Origin of the sequence: Nocardiopsis sp. NPDC058789 (assembly GCF_042745575.1) — a bacterium.
GTDB classification, from domain to species: domain Bacteria; phylum Actinomycetota; class Actinomycetes; order Streptosporangiales; family Streptosporangiaceae; genus Nocardiopsis; species Nocardiopsis eucommiae.
Genome location: NZ_JBHYOW010000005.1, coordinates 370,542 through 396,719, shown reverse-complemented (window position 1 = coordinate 396,719; position 26,178 = coordinate 370,542). Strand labels below are relative to the sequence as shown.

The following is a 26,178-nucleotide window of genomic DNA, read 5'->3' as shown; positions in this document are numbered from 1 at the left end:
TTCGTGGTGGGAGATGCAAGGCAGGGTCAGGGCGTCAGGAGAGGTCCGGCAGCAGGGGCGCCCCGACAACGGCACCCTGGGGCGGAGGTTGTCGGAACTGCCCGATCCCGCGTTCCTCGTTGAGTTCCTGCTGCCGACCGAAGGCACCGATGAGGGCGATGACCCCGCACACCAGGGCGATGAGGATGACTCCGCCGATCACCGCCGGCCACACCCGTTGTCGACGGCGCCAGTAACGACTGGAGCCGTACAGGAGCGCCGACCGCAGCTGCCGGTGCCGCAGGGCGTCCGCTTGGAGGACGTACTTCTCCTCGTCGGGGGTGTAGTGGAACGCCTCGGGCAACTGTGGGTCGGGGTCGGCCGGGGGAGATGGAGAGGGAGCTGCGGTGGACATCGGGGTGACTTTACATCTCGAACGTCTTGTTGAGACGGCTGTGCATGTTGGTCATCTGTAGGGTGACCTCGTCGTTCGTGCTGATGAGCGCCTCGAAGGCCGCCTGGACCGTGCCGAACTCCGTGTTGAACTCCTCGTTGTTGGACCGGGCGGGCTGTTCGCCCGCGCCGTCCCACACACCGAACGTGCTCATGGCCGTTGATTCGAGGGCGTCCATGATCCCGTCGAACCGGTCCCGGATATTGCTCAGGTCAGCCGAGACGTCCTGCATAGATCCGGTGTTGCTGTAATGCGAGTCGTTAGCCATGTTTTTCCTCTTCCGGGTCGGTCAGGCGTTCACGCTGCGGGTAAGGCCGTCGAGGTTGCTGGCCTCCTTGCCGTACAGATCGACAGCGTCCATTTCCGTCTGTCCGAGAATCGAGTGGGCGTCCGCCATGTTCATGCCGTTCCGCACGCACCAGTTCATCAGGTCGTTGAAGCACGCGGCCAGACCGCCCACACCTTCCTTGAGCTTGTCCCCGGCGGGTCCTTCGAGGGCCTTGGAGAGCTCCTCGATCTCGGAGATGAGGATCTGTACCTCCTGCCTCATGGTGTCGGACTGCTCCATCGTCGCCTGGCTGTTTTCTCCGAGCGCACTGGACTCCTGGAGATTGAGCTGATTGTTGCTCATGCGTTCCCTTTCCGTTAAAAAGGCGAGGTAATGAGTGTGGCCGTCAGCGGATGATTGCCTCGGTGAGGACGATAGTCAACCCTCAGTGAGAGGGTCAACGAGCTCGCCTTGTTGCCTTCGGTAGTTGATTTCTCGGTGTCCGCCTTCACAGTGGCCGAATGTGGCCAGATCACTCGGTCATCACCCCGGGGGCTCACTCCAACCGGTCTGGAGCAGTTCAGGGCGGCGGCCGCGCAGGGCCAACTGCGCTCGTCCTTGTGGAAGCTCCCTGGAGAAGACACCGTTGGCGATACGCCCTTCCCTGCGGTCGCCGGAGAACAGCACGCCCGGCGTGGCCATGTCTCCCATCGCCTGGAACGTCGCCTCGTGCATGGCTCGGGCCGCTCCGCCTGTGCGCCGGGCCACGATGAGGTGCAGCCCCAGATCGGAACCCTGCGCGATGTAGGGCACCAACGGGGCAAGAGGGCTGCTCCGCGTACCGAGCATGTCCATGTCGTCCACCACGATGTAGAGGTCCAGTCCCTTCCACCAGGTGCGCTGGCGCAGCTGGCGGGGTGTCACGTCCGGTCCGGGAAGGCGCTCCCGCAGGGAGCCCGCCAACTGTTTGGCGACGTTCGCGGTCTGCTCCACGTTCGTGCAGTACGAGAGGAGATGCCCCTCGGGGACGAGCTCCAGGTGGCTGCGCCGGAAGTCGACCATGACCACTCCGACCTCCTCGGCCGGACGCTGGATGATCTGCTTGACCAGACCCCGGAGGAAGGCGCTCTTCCCGGTCTGCGGGTCGCCGAAGACGAGAAGGTGCGGTTCCTTCGCCAGGTCGGTGCGTGCGGGCGCCAAGGTGCTCTCGGCTAGCCCCAGGACCAGCTCGTTCCGCCTGCCCGTCATCTTGTGGCCATGGATGACGGTCGCGAGGTCGACCTTCTCCGGGAGGGTCTTGACGCCCTGGACCGCCTCCTGCGGCCAGCGCTCCTTCACCTTCTTGACCAGGTCGTGGATGCCGTCGGTGACGCTTTCGGGGTCGGCGACGCCGTCCACCCGGGGGAGCGCGACGTGGAACTGTCGCTCCTCCGCCTGGATTCCGCGTCCCGGCCGGTCCTTGGGGATGGTGTCGGCGACCCTGCGGCCGATGCCGGAGTCCATGGGATCGCTCAGGCGCAGTTCGAGACGGCCTCCGAAGAGGGCCTGGAGGCGCGAGCGGATCTGGGAGTTGGCAGCGCCGCTGAGGATGGTGTGCACCCCGAGTGAGGGACCGCGGGTGGCGATGTCCATCACGATCTCGTCGGCCTCGTCGAACGTGTCCCGGACGGAGAACCAGCCGTCCACGATGAGGAACAGGTCCCCCACGACGCTTTTGGGGACTCTGCCTTCGGACCGGGCCAGGCGCAGGGCCGCAGGCGAGTCGAGCTTGTGCTTTCGGAAGATCCGCTGCCGTCGGTCGAGCTGGGTCCTGACGTCGGCGAGAATGCGCTGCACCCGCTCAGGGTCGGCCCGGCCCGCCACACCGGCCACATGCGGAAGCTCCTCCATGGCCTGGAGCGCGCCGCCGCCGAAGTCGATCGCGTACACGGCCACACGACCCGGGGGGTAGCGCCAGGCCAGACTCGCGATCATGGTCCTGAACAGGGTCGACTTGCCGGACTGAGGGCCGCCGAGGAGAACGACGTTACCTTCGCCACCGGTGAAGTCGAGCTCAGCGGGGACGATCTTCTGGTCGCGCGGGATGTCCATGAGACCGAGAACGGCCCGTGTCTCCGACGGCTCCGGGGGGACACCCTCCTCCTCCAGGCCGTCTCCCTCGCCCAGGTAGTCCAGGACGGTGTCCAGGGTGAGGGCCTCGGGAAGCGGCGGCAACCAGACCGGCCGCACTCGTTCCTCCCCCGAGGCGATGATCTGGTCGATGGTCACCTGGAGCGTGGTGCGGTCCGACTTCCGGTCTTCCTTGGCCGTCTCCCCGCCGCCTGACCTGTCCAGCGAACCCATCAGGGACTGCGCGAGGGAGGTGGTTCCCATCGCCTTGTCCAGGCCGTTGAAGGAGAGAAGAGGGAGAGTGGGAGCCTCCTTCGCGGTCTCGTCCTCCTTGACCGGCGGGACGTACGGCTGGGAGACCATGGCGGCCTTGAACCGCTCGAACACGGAGGTGTCCACCTTCAGGTAGCCGGAGCCCGGCTCGGGAGGCAGGTGGTACGCGTCCCCGACACCGATGGCCTCGCGGCTCTCCGCCTCGGAGAAGGTCCGCAGACCGATCCTGTACGACAGGTGGGACTCCAGGCCCTTGAGCTTGCCCGAGTCCAGTCGTTGGGTGGCCAGCAGCAGGTGCACCCCGATGGAACGGCCGATTCGTCCGATCGCCACGAACAGCTCAGCGAAGTCGGGGTGGGCCGTGAGCAGCTCGGAGAACTCGTCGATGATGATGAGCAGGTGCGGGAGCGGCTCCAATTCCGGGTTCTTGGCCCGAGCCTCCTCGTAGGCGTGCAGGTTGGGCAGGTTCCCCGCTGCCTTGAGTACCTGCTGGCGCCGGGTCAACTCCCCGAAGGTGGCCTCGCGGAACCGCAGGACGAGGGAGTCGTCGTCGGCGAGGTTGGTGATCAGGCCCGCGCTGTGCGGCAACCGGTCGGTGTCGGCGAAGGTCGCACCGCCCTTGAAGTCCACCAGGAGAAGGGCGAGCTGCTGGGGTGCGTGGTTGATCACCAGTGAAGCGAGCAGGGTCCGCAGCATCTCGGACTTTCCCGAACCGGTGGCGCCGACGACCAGCCCGTGCGGGCCCATGCCGCCGAACGCCGACTCCTTCAGGTCCAGCAGAACCACGTTGCCCTGCGGGCCCACACCGATGGGCACCCGGAGGTAGTCACCGGTGCTGCGGGGCTTCCACGTCTTCCGGGTGTCCAGCTGCGCGACGTCGGGGACCCCGAGGATCTCCGGAAGACCCACCGTTGAGTGCATGGCGTCGTCCTCGTCGGCCGTGGCGATGCCGTACGGCGCCAGCACCCGGGACAGCATGGTCAGGTGCGCGACGCTTGAACGATCAGCCCTGCCCTTCAGTGGAACGTGCTCGGACTCCCCGGGCGGGACCGCGTCAGTGTCCTCGGTGAGGCCGCCCTCCGCGTCGACCCGCAGGCGCAGGTCGACCGACTCGGGCTCCTCGCGGTGGTCGCCCACCAGGGCGATCACGTGGATACCTAGGTCAGCCAGGGAGCTGACCGGTGGCTCGGCCTGGAGACCGGAGAGTGTTGACTGGTGTTCGCCGTCCAGGACGATCACGAGTCGTCGGGTACCCGGGCCGGGGGCGGCCCCTCGACGCCGCTGAAGATCGACCGTGCGCGACTCGATCTCCTCGCTGAGCAGCTCGCCCATCTGCATGGTGTTGCCGGCGACGAGGCGTGCGGGGAGCGGACCGTCCTTCGCGTCCTCGAACGTGTTGTGGGGCAGCCACTTGAGCCATTCCCAGTACTTGCGCAGCTTATTGTCTCGGACCACGCCAACGCGCAGATCATGCGGGGAGTGGAAGGTCGCCATCTGGGCGACGAGTGCCCGGGCCAGACCCCGCCCCACCGCACGATCGCCCACGATCGAGACGACGCCGTGCTGGCTGAGGGGGATGACGAGCGGCATCTCGGGGACGTCGGCGTACAGGTCGATCAGTTGTTCCGCAGACCCCTGGCAGACGGGATCGTAGACGATCAGCGGGTTCGACGTGTCGACCTTGAGCTTCAGGCGACGGGACAGAGGGCGAATTCCCGAACCGGCGCGAAGATCCAGAAAATCCGAATCACTTTGGCGCCGTTCCCACCTTCGTAAACGTGAACGTGAGGGTTCGATAAGGAATTTCGGATCTGGGTGGCGAAAGGCATTGTCGACACGTTGTGTCGAGGCGACATCTCGAATGATCTCACGCAGCTGGTCCAGGTAGTCGACATAACGCTCCCGCTGCTCGCGGATGCGTTTGCGCGGGCCGTTGTACTGGGCCATGAACATGATGATGCCGATGATGACGCTGGCCCCCATGATCATCACGCCGGCGACCGCCATGATCGGCCGGTGTCCCATGGTGATGGACATCAGCAGAGAGCCGGAACCGGTGATGATGGGCATGATGATCATCGCACCGGAGCTGCCCGCGGGAGGGTTCTCCGGCATCTGCGGAGGGGTCGCCATGACCAGGGGGTTCTCCCCCGGAGACGGGGGAGTGCTGCGGGCTGGCCGGGGCACCGGTCTGGTCGGCACAGTTTTCTCTCTTCCGTCCACCTATGGGGGCTGGTGCCTGGATGACTACCCTAAGGATAATCTCGCGATCACCGTGAATCATCCCATTCACGACAGCCCCACCCCTGGGGCGCTCCAACCCCCAGGTCGAGAACAAAGGAACCCTTGGTGTGAGTGGATACTGCCGGGTGACGGTCACCGGACCGAAGAAATGGGCTGACCTAGCCCTGCCCGGGACGGTGCCCGTCGCGACGCTGATGCCTCGGATCATCGAGGTCTGCGTCACGGAGGACGAGAGCACCGAACCGGGCGCATGGACGCTGACCACGATCGATGGCGACCCCGTCCACGCGGACGACCCCCTGGACGAGGCGGGCGTCTACGACGGCGACGTGCTCGTACTGAACCGGGAGAGCGCGCCCAAGCGCCCCGAGTACGTGGATGACGTCCGGGGAGCGGTCGAGGACGAGGTCGACGAGGGCTCGTGGATCTGGAAGCCCACCTCCACACTCACCTTCGGCCTGATCGTGGCGACCATCGCACCGCTGCTGATGCTCGCCCTCATGATGTGGTTGCGCCCGTCAGCAGGGCATCTGGCGATCGCCCTACTGGGTACGGTCTTCTCGGTGGCCGTCATGTTCTACGCCGCTCGCAGGCCGCTTCCAGCGGTGGCGCACATCCTCTTCTCCACGGCCTGTGTCTGGGGTGCGGCCACCGCCTTCCTGGCGGGGCGGTTGCTGACCAGTGCGAACTGGCTAGTCCTGGCGGCGTTCGCGCTGGCCGGCGCGCTGCTGGTGGCGGTCATCGGCTGGTCCCTGCACAGGACCGGTCTGGCCTACATCGCCGGTCTCGGGGTGCTTTCCCTGGCTGCGGCAGTTCTGGTGACGGTCGGAATCTTCGTCGAACCGGTCCAGGGTGTCCGGTCCATGGGTCTGGTACTGGCCCTGAGCGTGGGGGCGCTTCCCCGGGCCGCGATGGTGATGGGCGGGCTGTCCGGGCTGGACTACGAGGTGGGTCGCTCGGGGCAGGTGCCCACGGACCGTTTCGACGACACCTACACCACCAGCGACCGGCTCCTGCTCGGCATCGTCACCGGGGCGGGGCTGAGCGCGGCCGTGGTGCTGGTGCTATTCGCCTACCTGGCCGAGGGACTGCCGGACCTGCTCCTGTGCGCGCTGCTCTCCGTCCTCATGCTGCTCAGGTCCCGCCTCTTCGACCGCGTCCGGCACGTTCTGCCCCTACGCCTGGCCGGTGTTCTCGGAGTGGGAGCGACAGGGGTCGCCGCGATCGGCCAGTATCCGGTTCTCGGACCCTGGCTGCCCCTCGCGGCACTACTCCTGGGAATGGCGCTGGGGATTCTGAGCAGTCTCCGTCTCAACGACGTACCGAGGGCCTCACTGCGCCGCATCCTCAACTGGACCGAGATCCTGATCGTCATCGCTATGTTCCCGGTCTTCGCCTGGTCGATGGGCCTGTTCGAGTTCGTGGCGGCGCGGACCGGGGCCGCGTGAACGCGGGTCGACGGTGTTCCCGCACTGGACTTCAACAGGAGAAGCTCGCGGGGCCATGAGACTGGGAAAATATCCGTCGACGGGGTCTATTCGCCCGCCAGTGTTCTTTGGAATCAATGACCCCCGGGTCAGCAAAGCAGGAAGGAAGGACTGAGCATGTCTCAGGAATCTCTCGAAGTCGACGTCGAGTCGGCTAACGCGGGCGGTATGGAGTCGGCCTATGCGGCGGCGCGGCTGAAAGACCTTCCGGAGGATTTCGCCGACGCGGCCACAGAGGCTGCGTCCGCGGTGGACCACGAGCCAGGAGTGGGCGGCTGGTCCCATTTCGAGAGCGTGCACGCCCATCAGATGAGGAACGTGAGCTATCACGCGGAGACTCTCGCCGAGAACATCCAGGCCGGTTCGGTCGACGTCGCCGTCTCACACCTGGAGGCGGCCGATGAGTACGAGGGGTCAATCGGGGATCCCCAAGTTTACTGAGATTTCTACGTATTGGCTTCTAGTGAGGTAGATTAATGGGTGCGCCGAAAAATGAGTGCGACATCGATTCGGGGAAGGTGGAAACCGCAAGGCAGACTTTCGATGATCTTTTCTCGAGGATCAGCGGACGTTCGGGTGAGTACAACCTCATCACGGAGCCGGTTGGTTTCGATTTCTCCGGCCTGGTCGGCGACAGTCTGCGTGCGGCGGCGAACGAGAACCAGAGCGCATGGCAGAGTTCCATGTCGGCCTGTCTTCTCGCCTTCGGTGTCCTGAGTGAGGTCTATGACGCGGTCGTGGACTATGACGAAAAAATTGACGACATCATAACCAGGTACAACACCTATGTCACGAACCTGGGCGACACACTGTCTCCTGAGTCCGTCACCATCATGGCCAGTTACCAGACCGAGGCAGATACCGCACTGACGACGCTGAAAACCAAGCTCTCCGACGCCGAGGGAAAACTCGAAGGAGGGGCGACCCCGGAGAATATCCGAACCCTCGCCGAGGCCGGTCACTTCGGAGAGAACGGTCAGATCGGTTACTACATCCACGAGGACCTGAACTACCTCCATGTGGACGAGTCCCAGGCTGAGACGATCGCGATTCATCTCCGGGACGGCGTCCTCAACGGATACGGGGGGAGCCTCGAAGCTCTGGAGGACAATCCGGAGCTTCTCGCGCTGATCTCAAATATCGCGATTCGAGCCAATACGGCCGAGCGCAATGGGGAGAAGCTCAGCGACGGCGAGATCGCCTTCCTGGAGACACTCCACGAAGAACTCGAAGGGCTCGACGAGGACGGGTTCCTGGGCTTCGTGAACCAGATCGAATCCAGTGAGCACATCAGTGACTCGCTTCGTGAGGAGATCACGCGGAGCCTGTCCAACGGCACCCTGGCGCTGTCCAACGAGGCCGTCGGCGGCGGCATGGACCTGCTTCCCCACGACGTCCAACAGGTCGCTCTGGGCCCCGAACCGTTCGATCCCCAGGCCGTCATCAACGGGGCGGACCCGCAGGACTTCCTGAACGACTATCGCGACTGGGGGTCCGACTTCGGGACGCTCGCTGATTACCTCAGTTCCTCCGGCCCAGGGATCAAGGGCGGGACGGAGTTCTCGACCAGCCTCCTGGCGACGACCTCCAGCAACATCCACTTCGTGGACTTCTACGGCCGGGAGCCCGACGACAGTGTCTACCAGGACATCATCGACGTGGCTGCTCGCAACCCTGAGGCCAACAACATCATGCTGACCGGGAACGACTTCGATGGGAACGAGTACGAGCATCACGAGAGACACCAGGGAGTCACCCCGGAGTCCTTCCTCAGCAGCATTTACACCCGCGACTGGCCGGACGACGGAAGCGCCGTCAGCAAGGTGACCGACTGGATCGATCACTTCCAGGCAAGCGATGAACCGGAAGAGGTTGACCTGGGTTCCGAAGCCTTCCTCGCCCTTTTGGAGACCATCACCACTCCGGAGATGCAGGAAAGGCTGGGTGAGACGAGGCACAGTATTGAGGACGAGGAGAACGACGTCACGTGGGAGAATGTGTCCTTCACCCATCTGAACCCGGAGATCGCCGATTCCTTCGCGGATCTTTTCCTCAATAATATCGAAGCGATGGAGAGCAGCGTCGGGTTCAGTATCGACCCGGATGGGTTGAAAGACCCCTCCGTGTACGAGGTGGACAGCGAGTACAAGGGTGACGGGGATCTCCGGATCGATCCCATGACGCGACTGGCCTTCGCCGAGTACATCGTTGGGAGCGAACAAGCTGCGACCCGTTTGGAGGCTGCCTCCTACTTCAGATCAGAGGAGGCAGCAGCCACGTACTTCGGGGAGTACCCGCCGGACGAATCAGAGCCGAGGGAAGCCGGAATCTTCGCCGCGCTCATCGACGATGCAATCAATAACGAACACGACAAGCGCGTCGAAGCTACGAACGGTGCTATCGACTACAAGAACCAAGTGAGCAACGGATCGGTTGACATGGTTTCGGCCGTCTTCAATGAGATCCCCGTGCCCGGAGTGAGTACCGTGAGCGAAGTGATGAAGCAGGGCTTCAAGGAGGTCCTGTCCATAGATCACGTCGATGTGTCTAGGGACACGAGTTCTGATTACTCCCAAATCGCTGCTGACAATCGCGCCGCAATCCATGCGGCAGTGGCGGTCGAGAACAGCGGAGACCACGTCTTCGGGGAGGAGGTCGAATACCTGCGTGATCCCGAAACCGGAAATATCAATCTCGATCCCAATTTCTGGTTCGAGCAAGGGGATTTCGACGAGGAGCTCTATCAGGAGGCTGTCGACTCCATCCGCGGGGATCTCCGCGATCGCGAGTGGTACGGCGCTGAGAGGGAGTTGGGCGGGTCAGTCATCGGTGACTTCAGCCAGGCCAACAGCGCGGGCAGGCAAGCGCTGGAGGCCCGCACCTGATGAGACGCCACCACGACACGATCGCCAAACCACGGAGATTTTTTGAAGTGACTATGGGAAAAGGGCTGGCAACAGCCGCCGGTATGACGCTGCTCCTATCGGCCTGCACGTTGTCCTCCGAAGGATCGTCCGGGGAGAACCCGGCTCCCGAGACCAACGCTGACCACGAGGTCTCGGAGGGTGGGATGGCGGCTCCGGAGGACGTCACCTCCGTGAGCGAGGTCGGTTGGGAGTGGCATCCGGGCGAGGACGAGAGCGCCACGGACGTACACCCCGGACCGGTCGGAGCCGTGGTCGAGCTGACGGACGGGCTCATCGGTCTGCGGGGCGACACTGGTGAAGAGCTGTGGAGCTATCGGATTCCCGAGGCCGGGGGCTTCTCCGCCTCGTTCTCCCCTTCCGGGGAACAGGTGCTGGTGACGGCCTCGGACGAGCCCGCCACCCTGTTGGACACGGAGACGGGGGCGACCGTGGCCGAGGACGTCGACTGGGACGGCCAAACCCTCCTCCTCGACGAGACGCGCCTGCTCGACTACCGCGGTGAGGCGACGGAGCTCCTCTTCGAAGTCAGTGACCTGGAGTCCGGTGAGACCCTCTGGCAGCAGGAGACCCCGGTGGCCTGCCCCGGGGACACCCCCAGCCGACTGATCTCCGCGCTACACGCCAGTGAGGCGCTCGTCCTTCTGCTCCACTGCTCCGAGGACACATCGGAGGGAGCCCTCCGGGTTCCCGAAGCCGACACGGTCAACGCACTGGTCGCGTTGGACCCGGTGGACGGGGAGGAACTGTGGCGGCAGGAGTCCGAGGACACCGAGGGCCTGGGACTGGCGGAAGCGCTGTTGCTCCAGGGCGCCGTGGTGGCCGACCTACCCGGGGAAGAGGGGTGGCTGATCATCGACCCCGCCGACGGCAGTGTGCTCGCGGAGTCTCCGAAACCGGTTCTGTCGGTCGGTGAGGGGCATTACCTTGCCGGTCCTGACCCCCTGGCCGAGGACCCGACCCACGAACTGAGGACCTTCGACGGAGAGGTGACCGCGTCAGCCACACTCCCCGACGACCGCTGGCCCGGGGACACTCCGGAGTCGGCGGTCGGTCTGCCCGAGCAGCTGGTCACCGTCGACATGGAGCGCGGTTCCCCGGAGGACCCGGTCAACGCGGTCGTGACTCCTTGGGACGACGCGGGCTCAGAGGACGTCATCGATGCGACCGCGACCAAACGGGCGAGCCAGGACGACCCCGGTCGTCTGCTCCCCGTCCCTGGGGCGTTGCTCGTGTACGTTCCGGTGGATCTCGCGGCGGACATCGACTCGGTCGGGCACGTCGCCGCACTACGGTGAGGGGCTTCGGGGCTGGTTCGGACTCCGGGCCGCACACGTGGCGGGAGGTCCGCAGTGAACGGCCGGAGCGGTCCGGCCGCGAATCATATGGGCGCGGGAGTGGTGCCTGGTCGCGCCCCTGGCGTGTTCTCGTATGACGAAGACTGAACCCGCATGCAACGAGAGGAATCCGGTCGATGGAGAGGATTAGTGCATGTTCTAAGGGTGCTCACTGTGTCAGGCTCGTCGCCGTAGTCGCGGCCACTGTCGTGGCGGCCTCCGGTTGTTCGCTCTCATCCGTTCTCTCATTCGATGACCACGTGACCTACTCCGGTGAGGTTAGAGAACTTTCCCCGGTGGATTCGGTTTCGGAGGTCGCTTGGGAGTGGAATGCCCCCGACGACCACGTGCTCCGGGATGTGCTGGCCGGTGTCGGTGGCGCCGTCATGGTCCTCACCGACGGAGTTATCGGGCTGGGAGGGAAGACGGGGGAGGAGCATTGGCGGTACCAGATTTCTGACGGCTCCCTGGAGTCGGCTGCGGCCACTCCTGATGGGCGGTCGGTGGTGTTGGCTTACCGAGGGGGGACGAGGGTGACCTCGACGTGGTCGTGCTGGACACGGGAACCGGCGAGCTGCTGGGGGAGTACCAGGCACGTACCAGCGAGGACGCCTCTGAATGGTCGTCGCTCCTGACCGACGACGCGCGGCTGTCCCACTCCGGGGCAGGGAGATTCGGTGTGGCCGCCTCGTCGCTGGAGACCGGTGAGCCGCTGTGGGAGTTCGAGGAGGACATCCCGGAAGAAGCGGAACAGTTCCATGCGGGTGAGGTCGGTGTCTCCGCCGACACCATTGTGCTGAGCGCCGTACTGGCAGAGAGCTCCCCAGCGGAAACGGGTACCGAGGACGGTGTGGGTCAGACCTTGTCAGCGATCGGGCTCGACGCCGAGACCGGGGCCCTCTTGTGGGAGGAGGAGTTCTCCTTCACGGCTGACGAAGTGGAGCAGCCGCGGCTCACACTCTCCGAAGACGGCCAGGCGCTGCTTCTGGAAGCGGGCGGTCGTGACCTCTCGGAGCTCAGGGGCCAGTGGCTGTTGGATCCCTTCACCAGAGATGAATTGCCCGGATCCGCATTTTCGGGTGGCGAGGATTGGCAGCGCGTCGCTCTGCTGGGGGACGGCTACGTCGAGAAATCTCAGGACCCGGACGAGGTCCGGTACCAGGTGATGGACTTCGATGGTTCTCGTCGAGAGCACATTGAGAGCGCCGCCCGTCCCGGGGAAATGGCCATCCACCCGGGAGTGGTCACCGAAGAGGGGATGCTGCGCCTGGACTACCTGACCGAGGATGAGTGGGCCCGGGGTGAGGTGAACGCGGAGTTCCTTTCCTGGGAGAACGGTGCGTCACGGTTGGTACCAGTGGATCTGTCGCCGAACGAACCGCTGTTGTTCCAGACCGAGGGTTCTCTCGACGCGAATGCCGACGCCCCGATGCTGGTGCCCGTCCCGGGCGCCGTCATCGTCGTGGAGGAGTCCGATCTGAGCATCCGGGCGGTGGGCCTGACCTGACGATCGAGGTCCGGCGTCAGGAGTGTTCTCCTCACCCGATCACGTCGATGACCTCCAGGGTGTCCGGGTCGAGGAGGTCGACGTCGCCGTCCTGGTTGACGGCGGCGATCACCTCCGGGTGGAAGGCCACCGGGCGGGTCATGAGGCCGTCGTCCTCCAGCAGGTTCTCGCCGGTCTCGACGTCCCACAGGTGGCCGTGGGTCTCGTTCTCCCGGTCGGTGCCCAGGTTGTCGGGACCATCTTCGTCCGCGAGGCCCCAGCTGAAGTGCACCAGGCCTCGCTCGGAGTCCATTCCGAGGTGGTTGATCCATGCCTCCGGTTCGTCGGCGTAGGCGCCGGTCGGGAACCTGGCCTTCTCGGTGTTGCTGTCCAGGTCGAACAGGATGACGTTCTCGTTGCGGACGGACAGGACCTGGTTCTCTTCGGGAGTCACGGCGAAGCTGGGTTCGGTGACGTTGCGGATACTCTGGAGCGTCTCCCCGGTCTCGGTGTCCCAGATCTCGATGGAGTCCCGTGTGTGGGCGGCGACGCGGGTCTGGTCGAGGAAGGCCAGCGTGGGGACGGGACCCTGGCCCAGAGCGGCGACTCTGCCCCCCGAATCCAGGTCGACGACGTGGACGGGAGGCTCACTGCCCTGGACGCTCACGCGATTGCTCAGAGCCATCCTTCGGCCGTCGGTGCTGAACGCGAGATCCACCACGGACCAGTTCTTCTGGCTTCCGTCCGGGTGCGGATCGGGCTGGGCGCCCGGGTGGTCCTTGGCCTCACCCGAAGGAAGATCGTAGGTCGTCGTGAGCCTGTAGGGGCGTTCCTGCCCTTCGCCGCGCTGAAGGGAGGTGGCGGCGATGGTGCAGCCGACCGGGACGAACGACATCGGCCCCAGACCGTTCAGATCCTCCACGGGCCGGGCGAACTCCTCGCCTTCGCGCCAGTCCCACAGAGTCAGACCGTGGTTGAAGCTGCCGACGGCCAGGACCTCGCCATCGGGGGAGAAGTCCACCTGCATGGCGTCGAGGTCGGTGACCGGCCCGGTCGGTTCGGGGAACGCCGAACCCGCGGAGCAGTCACTGTCGCCGCCGAGATCCGGTGGAGCGCTGGTGTTCCCGGTCGTGCGGTCGATCCCCCAGAACGCGCCCAGGGAGGCGACCAGCGTCAGCCCCAGGATCCCCGAGGCGAACACGAGGAAGCGCCTTCGATCTCCGGAGGCTGCCTGCTCGGTGGACACCACCCGTATGGCGGTGGCCGCCTCCTCGATCGCCGCGCCCAGCTCGGGCGGCCAGGGCGGGACCGTTCCGCCAAGCATGGTCACCAGGTCGTCCGCGCTCGGTCGGAGGTCGGGGTTCTCACGCAGGCAGGCGTCGACCACGCCTCGGAGCTGCTGCGGTAGGTGATCCAAGCCGTCTGGTCCCTCGATCCCGCTCGAGGCGAAACACAGGATCGCCGCCCAGGAGAACACATCACCGGCTTCGGTACCTCGTCCCTCCCTCGGGTCGAAGACATCCTGCGACTCGTCGTCGGTCGCAGGGACCAGACCAGGGTCTGCCAACAGAGCCCGGTCGTTGGTCAACACGATGCCCTCGGGCCTCAGCGTCCCGTGGGCGCGTTGCGCGGAGTGCAGCGTGACCAGCCCCAGGGCAGTAGCCAGGGCGAAGCCGTGCAGTGCGGCGGCTGGGAGCGGCCCGTGGGCCCGAACGAATTGGGACAGGTTGGGTCCGAGCGGTCTCTCGGTGGCCGCCCACGGTACGGAGGAGTCCAGGTCGGCGTCGACCACGGCGGCGATGTGTGGATCTCTCAGCCCGAAAGAGCTGCGCACCCGCTGGGCGAAAGTGTCCCGGGTGGTCGTGTCCATGGCCTGATCGGCGCGCAGAATACGCACACAGACAGGCGGACGCCCCGGGGCTGTGCCCAGGTAGGCGCGGGTGTGAGTGTCCTCGCCCAGGCGGGCGAGGAGCCGGTAGGGTCCCGCTGCGGGAGGGTCATGAGGGTCGAGGTCTCGCATGTTGCCTCTTTAACGCGGTCGGTTCAGCGGAACCTTTGGTGGCGTCCAGGAAGGGGGATCTGGGACGCGGTCCCGTCGGGCACGATAGCGGGGGGTGCCGGGGCGGGGGCATTCCCGGTTCCCGCGTCGGTGGGGTGACTGGCTTCGCGGGGCTATTCGGGGAATCCGTGCAGGACCTCGAAGCTCTCGGCGTCCACGATGAGGAGCCGTTCCCCGTCGGGGGTGACGGTCGCCATCACCGTGCCCTCCGGGTGGAAGCCCAGCTGCGAGTAGAGCGGTGCCCCGCCCTCGGTCAGCAGCTCCCCGGTGGCCGTGTCCCACACGCGCCCTCCCCGTTCCGAGGCGCCGTCGTCGCCGCTGGCGACCAGCCGCGACCCGTCCGAGGAGAAGTGGATCTCGTACAGCGGGTGGCCGTTGGTGCCGGGCGCTTCCAGGGGCGTGGTCGCGCCGCTGTCGAGGTCGTACAGCGCGGTGTCCTCGGGACCGGTGGTGACGGCGAGCAGCGAGGGATCTGTCGGGTGGAAGGCCAGGTGCTTGAGGTGGTGCCCCGTGTCGTCGGGCACGGCGGGGAAGTCCTCGTTGGGGAGCTCCAGGACGGTCTGCCGGGCGTCCAGGTCCCACACGAGAGAGGTGCCGGTCCCCGAATAGTCGCTGACGACCAGCAGGGAACCGTCCGCGTTGAAGTGCAGGTCCCGGGCGTGGGAGTCGGTCCCGATCTCGAACTCCACCTCCGCGGCCGCCAAGTCCCACACCTGGACCAGGGGCGCGCCCTCGGCGTCGTTGACCGAGGCCGCCAGCCGTGTCCCGTCGGCGGTCGGCACGGACCGGTTCCACTCGCCGAGTTCCTCGTCGAACAGGTGCCGGGCCCGGTCCGCTCCGGGGTCCCAGACCAGGGCGGCGTCGAGGACGGTCCCCACGACGGTGCCGTCCGCGCCCACGGCCAGGTGGTTGGGGCGCTGCTCGAACCGGCGGAGCTCCTCCCCGGTCCGCCAGTCCACCTCGACCAGGTGCTCCGTGCCCGAGACGTACAGGCTCTCCCCTTCGGGGGCGAAGCCGACGCCCAGCAGCCGGTCCCCGAAGACCTCGGAGGGTTCCGGAGGCGTCTCCCGGACTCCCTCGGCCTCCGGGGCGGCCTCGCTCCGCCAGGGGGCGGTGGACAGGAGGCCGAGGGTCGCCGCCATCACCACGACGGCCACCACGGCGGCCCCGACGACGAGGGCGGTGCGGGCCCGTCGGCCTCGCGGCGGGGTGACGGGCACCGGGGAGACGGGCGTCGGCGGGGCGACCACGGCGCGCGCCCGCGACTCGTGGGCGCTGACGGCCTCGCTGACCCGAGGGGGCAGCCAGCCGTGTTCGGCGGACGGCAGGGGCCCTGCGGAGAGCTCGCGCACGAGGGCGTCGGCCGTGGGGCGCTCGGCGGGGTCCTTCGCCAGGCACCGGGCCAGGAGCGGGCGCAGGGCCTCCGGAACGCCGTCCAGGTCGGGGGCCGCGCCGACCACCCGGGGGAGGACGTCGGCCGCGCGGCCGGTGCCGAAGGGCGGTCGGCCGGTGGCGGCGAGGACCACCACGCCCGCGAGGGAGAAGACGTCGCTGGCCGGAGAGGTCCCCCGCCCCCTGACCTGCTCGGGTGAGGTGTACGTGGGGGTGCCGAAGCTCTGGCCGGTCCGGGTGAGGACGGTGCCCTCGACGGCGCGGGCGATGCCGAAGTCGATCACCTGCGGGCCGCGCGGGGACAGCAGCACGTTGCTCGGCTTGAGGTCCCGGTGCATGAGCCCGGCGGCGTGGATCGCCTGGACGGCGCCGGCCAGGCCGAGGGCCAGGACCCGCAGCGACGGTTCGGGGAAGGGACCGTTCTCGCGGACCGCCTCCTTGAGCGTGGGGCCCGGGACGTACTCGGTGGCCATCCACGGCGGGTCCGCGTCGGCATCGGCGCTGAGCACCGCCGGGGTGTACGGGCCGCGCACGCGCTGGGCGGTGCGCACCTCGCGGGCGAAGCGGGAACGGAACTCCTGGTCCCCGGCGAGGTCCTCCTTGACCACCTTGACCGCGGCCAGGCGGCCCTCGGGGGTGCGGGCGAGGAGGACCTCGCCCATGCCGCCCGCGCCCAGGGGGGCGAGGACGCGGTGAGGGCCGATGTGGGAGGAACCGGTGGGGGAAGGGCCGGTGTGAGAGGGGTCGGTGGGGTTCGGGGGACGCACGGGGTGGTCAGCTCCTGGGGGACGGATACGGGTCGGCGGGTTCTCCTGGCCGGTCAGCTCAGCTCCTCCACCACCTCGAAGGTGTCGGGGTCGACCAGGACCAGTGCGCCCTCGACGGCGGTGACGGCGGCGAGGACCCCGCCGTCCGGGTGGGGGACCAGGGCGCTGTAGGCACCGATGGCCTCCCTGCCCTCAGCGAGGTCCGCGCCGCTGGTCAGGTCCCACACGTACGTGTGGAACCGCCACGCCCCGGGCCCGGTGCCCACCTGCCAGGTCGCGTACACGCGGTCCCGTCCACCGTCCACCAGGAGCCGGGTGAGGAAGGGATCGTCGTCCGTCTCGAACTCCTCCCGGGTGAAGGAGGTGACCTCGGCCCCGGTGGTGTAGTCGCTGACGACGATGCTGTCGTCGTCGAGGTAGGCCACCTGGGTCTCACCACGGACCGCGGCGAGCCGGGTGTTCGAGGCACCGACGACGACGTGGACCTCCTCGCCGGTCTCGGCGTCCCAGACGTGGATCTCGCCGCCGCTGTTGGTGGCGAAGTGCCGGTCGTCCACGAACACCGTGCCGTACTGCGTGCCGGGGGCCATGGGCTCGCCCGCCGCACCGGTGGCGGTGTCGATCACCACGGTGCCGTCCTCGCCGCTCGTGCCGCTGAGGGTCACCGCCAGCAGGCCGCCGTCCGGTGAGAAGTCCATGGCCTCCACGTCCCTCGGCTTGAGGAGCCAGCGGCCGTTGCCGTCCGGGCCCTCCTGTGCGCCCAGGTGCTCGGTGGTGGTGCCCGCGGACAGGTCGTGGGTGTACCCGATCCTCACCGGGTGCTCACGGCCCTCGTACTCGACCGGCTGGGCGGAGGTCACGGTGCAGCCGGACGGGGAGAACCTCGGTTCGACACCGTAGGTCGAGCGCGTCGTCGGCTGTGCGACCAGCTCTCCGGCGTCCCAGTCCCAGACCGTGAGCCCGGCGGTGGAGGTCGCGGCGAGCACGGCCCCGTCGGGGGAGAAGACGGGGCCCCAGAACGTGGTGTCGTCGGGCAGGGGCTCCTCGGGCGCGGGGAGCCGGGGGCCGTCGAGGCAGCCCGCCCCGGTGACCAGGGCCGGGGCTTCGGGGGCCCGGGGTTCCGGCGCCGCCTCGCCGCCGAACCGCGCGTACACCGCCCCCGCCCCCGCCAGCACCACGAGGGCCAGGGCCCCGGCGCCGAGCGCCAGGGCGCGGCCCCGTCTCCGGGGGGCGGGCGCGTCGCCGGTGGGTGTCAGCATCGCCCTCTGCGCGTCGGCGACCGTGTCGATCGCCGCCCGCACCGGGGGAGGCCAGGCGGCGGGCTCCGCCGGGCCGCCGAGCATCCGTACGAGGTCGTCGGCGCTGGGGCGCAGCCGGGGGTCGTGTTTGAGGCAGGCGTCGATCAGGCCGCGCAGGTGCAGGGGCACCCGGGCCAGCCCGTCGGGCCCCTCCACGCCGCTGGCCGCGAAGCACAGGGTGGAGGCCCACGAGAACACGTCCGTGGCCGGGGTGGCCCCGCCCTCGGGTGCGGCGAAGGCCGGGTGCGGCGCGCGCCGTTCGGTGTCGCTGGTCGCCCACTCCAGGCCGGGGTCGGCCAGCAGGGCGGTAAGGGGTGACAGGAGCACGCCGTCCGGCCACAGGGAACCGTGCGCCCGGTGCGAGGTATGGAGGTCGTCCAACCCCTGGGCGAGGGCCAGGGCGAGCGGGTGCAGGGCGTCCGCCGGGAGCGGGCCGTTAGCGGCGACGAGCTCGGCCAGGCTCGGGCCGAGGGGGCGCGACACCGCGACCCAGGGCACCGCGCCGCGCAGGTCGGCGTCGCGGACCGCGCACACGTGCGCGCTGGCGAGTCCCGCCGCCGACGTCACCTGGTGGGTGAAGGAGGAGCGGAAGGCGGGGTCGGTGGCGTACTCCGGGCGGACCACCTTCACCGCGACGGGGTCCTCCGCGCGCACGGCGCCCAGGTAGACGCGCGCGTAGGCGTCCTCGCCCAGACGGGCGTACAGACGGTGCGGCCCGACGGAGGGCGGGTCGTGCGGATGGAGGGGGAACATGGGCCCTTCCGGGTCGTGGGGTGGCGTGCGGGGCGGGGGGGGGGGTGACCAGAGGACAGGGGCGAGGGGGACGTGGGCATGGCGGGGTTGGTGGGGTGGCCTGGTGTGGCGTGCGGGTGGTCGTCCGCCCGCCTCCGCCGACGTCCGTGGGCGCCCGCCCGCCGCTGTGCCCTGGAATCCGCGTCGAGGAGCGGTGGCGGGCGACGGACGGGACGGTCCGGGACACTCCCTAGAAGCGGTCGATGATGCGCATCTCCCGGGGGTCCACGACCCACATCCCGTTGCCGGAGGAGGGGACGCCGATGATGACCTCGCCCCCGGGGTGCGCGCTGATCTCCCACAGGAAGCCCTCGCCGGACTCGGAGGTCAGCTCCTCGCCCGTGGAGTACTCCCAGATCCTCATCTCCGCGTGCTCGGGGTCGTAGTCCGACGGGACGAAGGTGGCGTACACGCGGTCGGCCGCCACGCTGTACGCGACCTGGTGCAGCGACAGGTCCTCGTCCAGCTCATCGGTGATGAACGGGACGCTCTCATCGGAGACCACGCTCTGGGCGCGCGCTCCCTGCGCGTCGGTGTGGACCAGGGTCTCCTCGTCGGCGAAGCTCAGGGCCGAGGGGTCGGTGCCCGGGATCTCCTCACCCGTGGCGACGCTCTCACCGGTCGCGGCGTCCCAGACCGTCGTGCGTTCGAGGATGTCCTGGGCGGCGACGTACCCGCCGTCGGGGGAGACGGCGACCGACGTGACGGTGTTCCCGATGTCGCCGTAGACGGTGGCCAGCTCCCCGGTCCCCAGGTCGTACTCCACGACCCCGGAGTCCACCCCGTAGTCCCCGTTGCCGACGACCAGGCGCGCGTTGTCCGGGGTGAAGGCGACCGCGCCCACCTCGTACCCCTCGGAGAGGACCGTCACCTCCCCGCTCTCCAGCGAGTACACGTACGCGCCGTCGTCGGAGGCGTAGGCGAGCGCGCAGTCGTCGGGGCTGAACACCGGGTGGCCGAACCCGGACGCGATCTCGGCCTCGATGAGGGCGAGCTCCTCCTGGTTCCGCCAGTCCCACAGCGCCACCCCGCTGGTCGCCGCGACCGCGAGCACCTCTCCGTCGTGGGAGAAGCCCGTGTGGAAGAGGCCGCTGTCGCCCTGGTTGGGCACGGTCATCTCGTCGTTGGCCGCCTCGGTGTACGCGGGGGCCAGGTGCTCGGAGGGCGAACAGACCTCTCGGTCCGGCACACCCGACTCCTCCCCGGCGGCCGCGTCCGACCCGGATCCGAGCAGACCGGCGTCCCGCGCCGCCCACACGCCCAGGCCGCCGACCATGGTCAGGGCCAGGGAGGCGGCTCCGACGATCAACAGGCGGCGCCCGACCGTCCCGCCCGTGCCGCCCGCGCCCGCCGAGCGGACCACGTTCCCGTACTCGTGGGCGACGCCGTCGACCCGGGCGGCGGCGGCCGGGGGTAGCCAGACGTCGGACGACGCCGCCGGGGCGGTGGGCCCGCCGAGGGCCTGGAGCACCTGGGCCGCGTTGGGCCTTCGGGAGGGGTCCTTCTCCAGACACGCCGTGACGACGCCGCGCAGGGAAGCGGGGACGCCGTCGAGGTCGGGTTCCAGGTTGGCGATCCGGTAGAGCACCGCCGAGGGGTGGCCGTCGCCGAAGGGTCCGTGGCCGGTGAGGGCGTGGACCAGGAGCCCGCCGAGCGCGAAGACGTCGGCCGCCGCCCCGCTCTCCCGGCCCTCCACCGTCTCGGGGGCCATGTACCCCGGGGTGCCGGTGATCCTCTCCTCCTCGCCGCTCCGCGCGTCCTCCAGCGCGCGGGCGATGCCGAAGTCGATCACCTGGGGACCGGAGGGGGAGACCATGACGTTGCCGGGCTTGAGGTCGCGGTGGACCAGGCCCGTGGCGTGCACGCGTTCCAGGGCCTGGGCGATGCCGCGCCCCATGAACCGCACCGCGTGTTCGGGCAGCGGGCCGGTGTCCTGGACCAGCTCCTGGAGGGAGGGGCCCATGACGTACTCGGTGGCCAGCCACGGGGTCTGGCCCGAGGTGTCGGCGGCGAGCACCCGCGGCGTGTAGTTGCCGTGCACGCGCTGGGCGAGTTCGAGCTCGCGGGCGAACCGCTCCCGGAAGCCGGGGTCGTAGGCGTACTCGGCCCGGACGACCTTCACCGCGGCGGGGGAACCGGAGGGGTCCAGGCCGAGGTAGACGCGTCCCATGCCACCGGAGCCGAGCAGGGCGACGACTCGGTAGTGGCCGACCCGTCCGGGGTCGTGGGGGGCGGGGTGCTCCATGGTGCCTTCCGGGAGGTCAGCTCACCTCGGCGACGACGTTGAAGTCGGCGTCCAGGATGAGGATGGTGTAGACGCCGCCCTCGGGGGCGGAGGGGGTGGCGATGAGCTCACCGTCGGGGTGGACCCCGAGGGGAGGGTTGAGGACCAGGTTGTCAGGGGTCACGAGGTCGCCGTCGCGGGCGTCCCAGACGAACCCCGGTTCGTCGCTGAACTCCGAGGTGGCGCCGTAGACGAGGGAGCCGTCGACGGAGATCTGGACCTCGTGGAGTTCGCTGTACTCCAGGTCGGGGTCTTCCAGGTCGCGGACCTCTCCTGTCTGGATGTCCGCGACGTGGGCGCGGGCGTTGTCCGTGGCCATGGCCAGCGTCCGGCCGTCCGCGGCCAGGGAGACCTGGTAGTAGTCGGCGTCGTCGAACCGCTGGAGTTCCTCACCGGTCTCGGGGTCCCAGACGAACACGCCGACGTGGGTCGCGTAGCCGGGTTCGGCGACCACACCGACCAGGGACGCGTCGTCCGGCGTGTAGAAGAGGTCGGTCAGCAGGCCCCCGATCGGGAACTCGCTGACGATCTCTCCGGCGCCGACCTCCCACACCTGGATGTGCGGCGCGCCCTCCACGGTGCCGTCGTCGGAGCTGAGTGTGGCGACACGGGTGCCGTCGGAGGTGAGCGCGGGCATGTCGAACTGCCCCCGCACCTCGTCCTCGTCGTTGCCGAGCACCGCGACCCGGTTGTCGCTGCCGCCGTCCCACACCGCGACGTAGTCGCTGGTGGTGCCCGCCGCGAACCCGTGGGGCGTGATCATGGCACCGGTCGGCGTGGGGGTGTAGTGGTCGACCCCCACCCCCTCCCGCCAGTCCCAGCTGGAGAGCGTGTTGGAGCCGAAGACGTGCATCAGCTCGCCGTCCGCGGAGAAGTCGATGTCGTAGAGGAACCCCTGGAGGGCGATCGCGTCGAGTTCGCTCCACTCGCCCTGGGCCGCCGCGTCCTCGGCCTCTCCGGAAGGCGCCTCGGCGGCCTCCTCGGCGGGGTCCTCCGAGTCGAGGGGGAGGGCGTTCAGCGCCAGGGCGCCGCCGCTGAGGAGCACCAGGGCCGCGGCGCCCGCTCCCACGGCCAGGGCGGTCCGGCCACGCCTCCTCCCCTTCTCCGGGGCGGGCGTCGGCGGTCGCTCCGCCCCCTGGGCCCGCTGGGTCTCACTCGCCTTGGCGCTGATCTGCTGGTTGACCTGCGGGGGCAGCCAGCCGTGCTCGGCGGACGGGAGCGGGAGGGCGGAGATCTCCCGCAGGACGGTGTCGGCGTTCGGGCGCCCCGCCGGGTCCTTCGCGAAGCAGCGGGCCATCAGGTCCCGCAGCGGGCCCTCGGGAACGGCCTCCAGGTGCGGTTCGCCCTTCATGACCCGGGTGAGGGTGCTGACCGGACTGCCCGAACCGAACGGCGGCGCGCCGCTCGCGGCGAACACCACGGCGCCCGCCAGGGAGAAGACGTCGGCGGCGGGGGTCACGTTCCGGCCGGTGATCTGCTCCGGGGACGTGTAGGAGGGGGTGCCGAAGGTCTGGCCGGTGCGGGTGAGGACGGTGCCCTCGACGGCGCGGGCGATGCCGAAGTCGATCACCTGGGGGCCGCGCGGCGAGAGCAGGATGTTGCTCGGCTTGAGGTCGCGGTGCATGAGCCCCGCCGCGTGGAGGGTGGACAGCGCGCGGGCCAGGCCCAGGACGAGGACCCGCAGCGACTCCTCGGGGAAGGGGCCGTTCTCGCGGACCGCCTCCTTGAGGGTGGGACCGGGCACGTACTCGGTGGCCATCCACGGCGCGGGCGCCTCGGGGTCGGCGTCGACCACCGCCGGGGTGAAGGGGCCGCGCACGCGTTGGGCGGTGCGGACCTCGCGGGCGAAGCGGGCGCGGAACTGGGCGTCGTGGGCCAGGTCCTCCTTGACCACCTTGAGGGCGCACAGGTGACCGTCGGGGGTGCGCGCGAGGTACACCCGGCCCATGCCGCCCGCGCCGAGGCGGGCGAGCAGCCGGTGGGGGCCGATGGCGTTCGGGTCGTCGGAGGAGAGGGGTTGCACCGCGGCGGGGTCCTAACTGCGTGCGACTGCCGCGTTGGAGTCCGTGTCACGGCAGGTCCGGGGGCGGCCCAGGAGTCGGTGTACTCCGCCAATGTAGCCGGTTCACGACAAAGCACCCAGGCGTGTGGCCCGAACCGGTCGCTCGCACGGTGAACCGTCGCGACCTCGGGGTGCGTGAGGTGTGGTGGAGGCGATCGTGCGGAGCAGTGGAGGGGAACCAGTCAGAGGTGGGGGCACCGCCGTGGCCACGGGTGCGCGGGGGTGCGGTGTGGGGCGGCGCCGGGGCAGCCGTGTGGGCACGCGTCAGGGTGTGGTCACTGCCGTGACCACGGAGGCGTGCGGGCGTGCGGTCACTCCTGTGGACACGGGTGCGTGTGGGGTGCGGTGTGGACGACGGCGCCGGCGCAGCGGCGCGGGCACGCGTGGGGCGCCGCCGTCGGCGGTGTCCAAGGAGGGCGCGCGTGCGTCGCGCGCGGAGAGGGACGCGGCTGGCGTCAGGCGGCGACCGGCTGGCGGTGCGTGTAGTAGTGCGCGGGCTCCGGAACCTGGGCGAACGGGTTCAGGAGGGCGGCGGCACCGACGGGGTCGCTCGCGGGGTGCGAGATCGTGCCGCCCTGGAAGAGGTCGTTCCAGAAGAAGCGGCCGTCGCGGCACCAGACGTTGACGTCGCGCATCACGGAGGCGACGGCCATTTCGGAGGTGCCGGACCAGTAGAGGGGACGGGAGGCGACCGAGGCGAGCTCGCTCAGCAGAGCCGTGATCGCGCGCTCGGCGCAGAACGCGTGACGGGGCTTGTGCTTGATTCGTCTGGCGAGGGCCGACTTCGCCCGGGAGGCCCGGGGATTGTTCAGGCGCCAGTGACTCAAGGTCGTCTCCAGTGTGTGTCGGGAACCGCGGGTGTACTGACCGTGTGTGCTGCGTGTGGCGGCCACGTCGCCGCGGCGTGAGTTCCGTTCACCGCACCGTCGTCCGGAGTTGGTGACATCCCTCCGCGAAGTTGGCGAGGCCCGAACGGTGTCGTTACCTCGTAGTTATTCTTCGCGCTCCGGATGCTAGCAGTAACTGACCCCTCGTAGTCGAGGCTTCCTCAAGTGACGCATCTCACAGTTAACAACTGCGTATGGACCTGTTTAAAGCAGAAACGTGCAGTTCGGAAGGGGTTTTTCGGACTGCTGTACCTGTGGTGATTTTGCGGAGAAGAGGCCGTAGTCCCGTCCTGGTTGTCGTGGGTCTCACCCCTTTTGGGAACCCTTGGCGCACTCCGTGTCACCCAGGGTGACAACGCGTGCGTTGCCGGGTCTTTGCCGTTCCTTGCCGACTTCCGCATCCCCGCCCTCGCGGGCTGTTCCCGCCCGGGTTGCGCGCCTGGTCACCCCCGGTGTAATGAGCGCTCGACGGCCTGGAGGACACTGGAAGGCGGTGTAAACGAGGAGAGAAGCAGCCAAGTGACGCGAATCCAGACATCCGGTGACAGGACATCCGTAACAGGACGAGTTTCCATGGAGCCGGTGGGTGGTGCGCGGGCCTGGCTGGTATGGGGTGTCGCGGTCGCCGGCTACTTCCTCGCCATGCTGCACCGCAACGGGCTCGGCGTGGCGGCTCTGGAGGCGCAGAGCCGGTTCGACGTCGGGCCGGCGCTCCTCTCCCTCCTGCCGATGCTCCAGCTCCTGGTGTACGTCGTCCTCCAGGTGCCCGCCGGGCTCCTGGCCGACCGGCTCGGCCCCCGGTACACGCTGGGCATGGGGATGATCGCGATGGCCGTCGGCTCCTGCCTGTTCGCTCTGGCGCCGGGGATCGAACTGGCCGTGGCCGGTCGGTTCCTCATCGGCCTCGGTGACGCACTCGTGTTCCTCAACGTCATCCGGCTCGCCGCCCTGTGGTTCCCGCGCTCGCGCTACGCCCTGGTCAGCGGCCTGACCGGGGTGGTCGGCGGTACGGGCCAGGTGGCCAGTGCGGCCCCGCTCGCCTGGGCGCTGGACGGCGTCGGCTGGGAGGCGGCCTTCCTCGCCACCACCGGGGTCACTGTGCTCATGGCCCTGATGGTCCTCCTGGTGGTGCGGGACCGCCCCGTCGGCGCGGCGGGACGGTCCACGGTCGCGGACCCCATCTCCGTCTGGGAGGCGCTCAGGGAGGCGCTGAGGGCGGACGGCCCCCGGATCGGGATGGCCCACCACGCGGCCGTCATGGCGCCGTTCACGATGATGATGGTGCTGTGGGGCTACCCGTTCCTCGTGGGAGGCCTGGGGCTGTCCGAGGGCACCGCGGCCCTCACCCTCACCGGTCTGGCCGCCGGGGCGCTGTGGCTGGCCCCGCTCGCGGGCGCGCTCGTCGGCCGCTGGCCGGGCGTGCGGGTGTACTTCGCCCTGGCCCTGAGCGGCACCCTGACACTGGGCTGGCTGCTCCTGGTGGCGTGGCCCGGCGGCGCTCCCGTGGCCGTGGGCGTCGCCGTGCTGGCCGTGAGCGCCCTCGGGCAGGTCATGGCACCCACGGTCTCCTTCGACTTCGCCCGCGACGGCATCCCCGCCAGCCGTACCGGCGTCGCCTCCGGTCTGGTCAACATGAGCGGCTTCACCACGGCCGTGATCTGCACTGTCGCGGCGGGGGCCATCCTCCAGGCCCTGCCGGAGGGGCCGACCGCCTACCAGTGGGCCTTCACCCCGATGGCCGTCGCCACCTTCCTCGCCACCTGCGTGCTGGTCGTGTTCGTCCGCCGTCGGGCCCGTGCGGCCACCTCCCAGTAGGGGGAAGCCCCGCGTGCGCGGGGAGCAGGCACGCTGGAAACCACGTTCCAACCCGGCGCTGGGACCATCCCCGCGTGCGCGGGGAGCAGCCGAACGAGGTCGAGCACCTGCGCGCGAACGGGGGGCCATCCCCGCGTGCTCGGGGAGCAGCGGATCAGCCGCTCACTGGTCAGGTCGGCCGAGGGGCCATCCCCGCGTGCGCGGGGAGCAGATCGTGCAGGCCGACCAGCGCGGCTGGTACCGGGGGCCATCCCCGCGTGC

15 protein-coding genes, 1 pseudogene and 1 CRISPR repeat array (1 of these 17 cut by a window edge) are annotated in these 26,178 nt (G+C 68.9%); of the genes and pseudogenes, 6 read left to right on the top strand and 10 right to left on the bottom strand.

Features of this window, described 5'->3' with window-relative positions; translation table 11 throughout:
• Nucleotides 1–34 precede the first annotated feature (34 nt).
• From ACFW3L_RS09605 to eccCa, 4 genes are all read right to left on the bottom strand, one after another.
• Complete coding sequence (locus ACFW3L_RS09605; protein ID WP_378738281.1) at nt 35–394, bottom strand: hypothetical protein; 360 nt, start codon at nt 392–394, stop codon at nt 35–37.
• 10 nt (nt 395–404) lie between these two features.
• On the bottom strand, nt 405–701 hold the full coding sequence (locus ACFW3L_RS09600; protein WP_378738278.1) for a hypothetical protein: 297 nt from the start codon (nt 699–701) through the stop codon (nt 405–407).
• 21 nt (nt 702–722) lie between these two features.
• The gene (locus ACFW3L_RS09595) at nt 723–1,064 is read right to left on the bottom strand and encodes a hypothetical protein (RefSeq protein ID WP_378738276.1); all 342 of its coding nucleotides are present in this window, start codon (nt 1,062–1,064) and stop codon (nt 723–725) included.
• A gap of 180 nt (nt 1,065–1,244) precedes the next feature.
• Nucleotides 1,245–5,162, bottom strand: coding sequence for a type VII secretion protein EccCa (eccCa, locus tag ACFW3L_RS09590; protein WP_378738328.1), 3,918 nt, complete (start codon nt 5,160–5,162; stop codon nt 1,245–1,247).
• Nucleotides 5,163–5,434: 272 nt separating this feature from the next.
• Between eccCa and eccD the strand changes: the two genes are divergently transcribed.
• The 5 genes from eccD to ACFW3L_RS09565 all read left to right on the top strand — a co-directional run bounded on the left by eccD (nt 5,435) and on the right by ACFW3L_RS09565 (nt 12,582).
• On the top strand, nt 5,435–6,775 hold the full coding sequence (gene eccD, locus ACFW3L_RS09585; protein WP_378738273.1) for a type VII secretion integral membrane protein EccD: 1,341 nt from the start codon (nt 5,435–5,437) through the stop codon (nt 6,773–6,775).
• A 156-nt stretch (nt 6,776–6,931) separates the two neighbouring features.
• Complete coding sequence (locus ACFW3L_RS09580) at nt 6,932–7,255, top strand: hypothetical protein (protein WP_378738271.1); 324 nt, start codon at nt 6,932–6,934, stop codon at nt 7,253–7,255.
• Nucleotides 7,256–7,290: 35 nt separating this feature from the next.
• On the top strand, nt 7,291–9,699 hold the full coding sequence (locus tag ACFW3L_RS09575) for a hypothetical protein (RefSeq protein ID WP_378738268.1): 2,409 nt from the start codon (nt 7,291–7,293) through the stop codon (nt 9,697–9,699).
• A gap of 83 nt (nt 9,700–9,782) precedes the next feature.
• Nucleotides 9,783–11,036, top strand: coding sequence for a PQQ-binding-like beta-propeller repeat protein (locus ACFW3L_RS09570; RefSeq protein ID WP_378738266.1), 1,254 nt, complete (start codon nt 9,783–9,785; stop codon nt 11,034–11,036).
• Between the two features lie 583 nt (nt 11,037–11,619).
• On the top strand, nt 11,620–12,582 hold the full coding sequence (locus ACFW3L_RS09565; protein ID WP_378738264.1) for a hypothetical protein: 963 nt from the start codon (nt 11,620–11,622) through the stop codon (nt 12,580–12,582).
• A gap of 31 nt (nt 12,583–12,613) precedes the next feature.
• Here ACFW3L_RS09565 and ACFW3L_RS09560 read toward each other — a convergent pair whose 3' ends face one another.
• The 6 genes from ACFW3L_RS09560 to ACFW3L_RS09535 all read right to left on the bottom strand — a co-directional run bounded on the left by ACFW3L_RS09560 (nt 12,614) and on the right by ACFW3L_RS09535 (nt 24,042).
• Nucleotides 12,614–14,431: a hypothetical protein gene (locus tag ACFW3L_RS09560; RefSeq protein WP_378738262.1), complete on the bottom strand. Its 1,818-nt coding sequence runs from the start codon at nt 14,429–14,431 to the stop codon at nt 12,614–12,616.
• Nucleotides 14,432–14,733: 302 nt separating this feature from the next.
• Entirely contained in the window at nt 14,734–16,779 is a 2,046-nt protein-coding gene (locus tag ACFW3L_RS09555; protein ID WP_378738260.1) for a WD40 repeat domain-containing serine/threonine protein kinase, read from the bottom strand.
• Between the two features lie 53 nt (nt 16,780–16,832).
• Entirely contained in the window at nt 16,833–18,830 is a 1,998-nt protein-coding gene (locus tag ACFW3L_RS09550; RefSeq protein ID WP_378738258.1) for a protein kinase, read from the bottom strand.
• 229 nt (nt 18,831–19,059) lie between these two features.
• A complete protein-coding gene (locus ACFW3L_RS09545; RefSeq protein WP_378738256.1) occupies nt 19,060–21,114 on the bottom strand; it encodes a protein kinase in 2,055 nt (684 codons plus the stop codon).
• A 16-nt stretch (nt 21,115–21,130) separates the two neighbouring features.
• On the bottom strand, nt 21,131–23,176 hold the full coding sequence (locus ACFW3L_RS09540) for a WD40 repeat domain-containing serine/threonine protein kinase (protein WP_378738254.1): 2,046 nt from the start codon (nt 23,174–23,176) through the stop codon (nt 21,131–21,133).
• A 494-nt stretch (nt 23,177–23,670) separates the two neighbouring features.
• Entirely contained in the window at nt 23,671–24,042 is a 372-nt protein-coding gene (locus ACFW3L_RS09535) for a hypothetical protein (protein ID WP_378738253.1), read from the bottom strand.
• Nucleotides 24,043–24,675: 633 nt separating this feature from the next.
• On the opposite strand from ACFW3L_RS09535, the pseudogene ACFW3L_RS09530 reads away from it, so the two are divergent.
• A pseudogene (locus ACFW3L_RS09530) lies at nt 24,676–25,902 on the top strand (MFS transporter); the annotation flags it as partial.
• A 14-nt stretch (nt 25,903–25,916) separates the two neighbouring features.
• Nucleotides 25,917–26,178: a CRISPR direct-repeat array (repeat unit 29 nt; unit sequence GGGGCCATCCCCGCGTGCGCGGGGAGCAG); it runs 264 nt beyond the window's last position.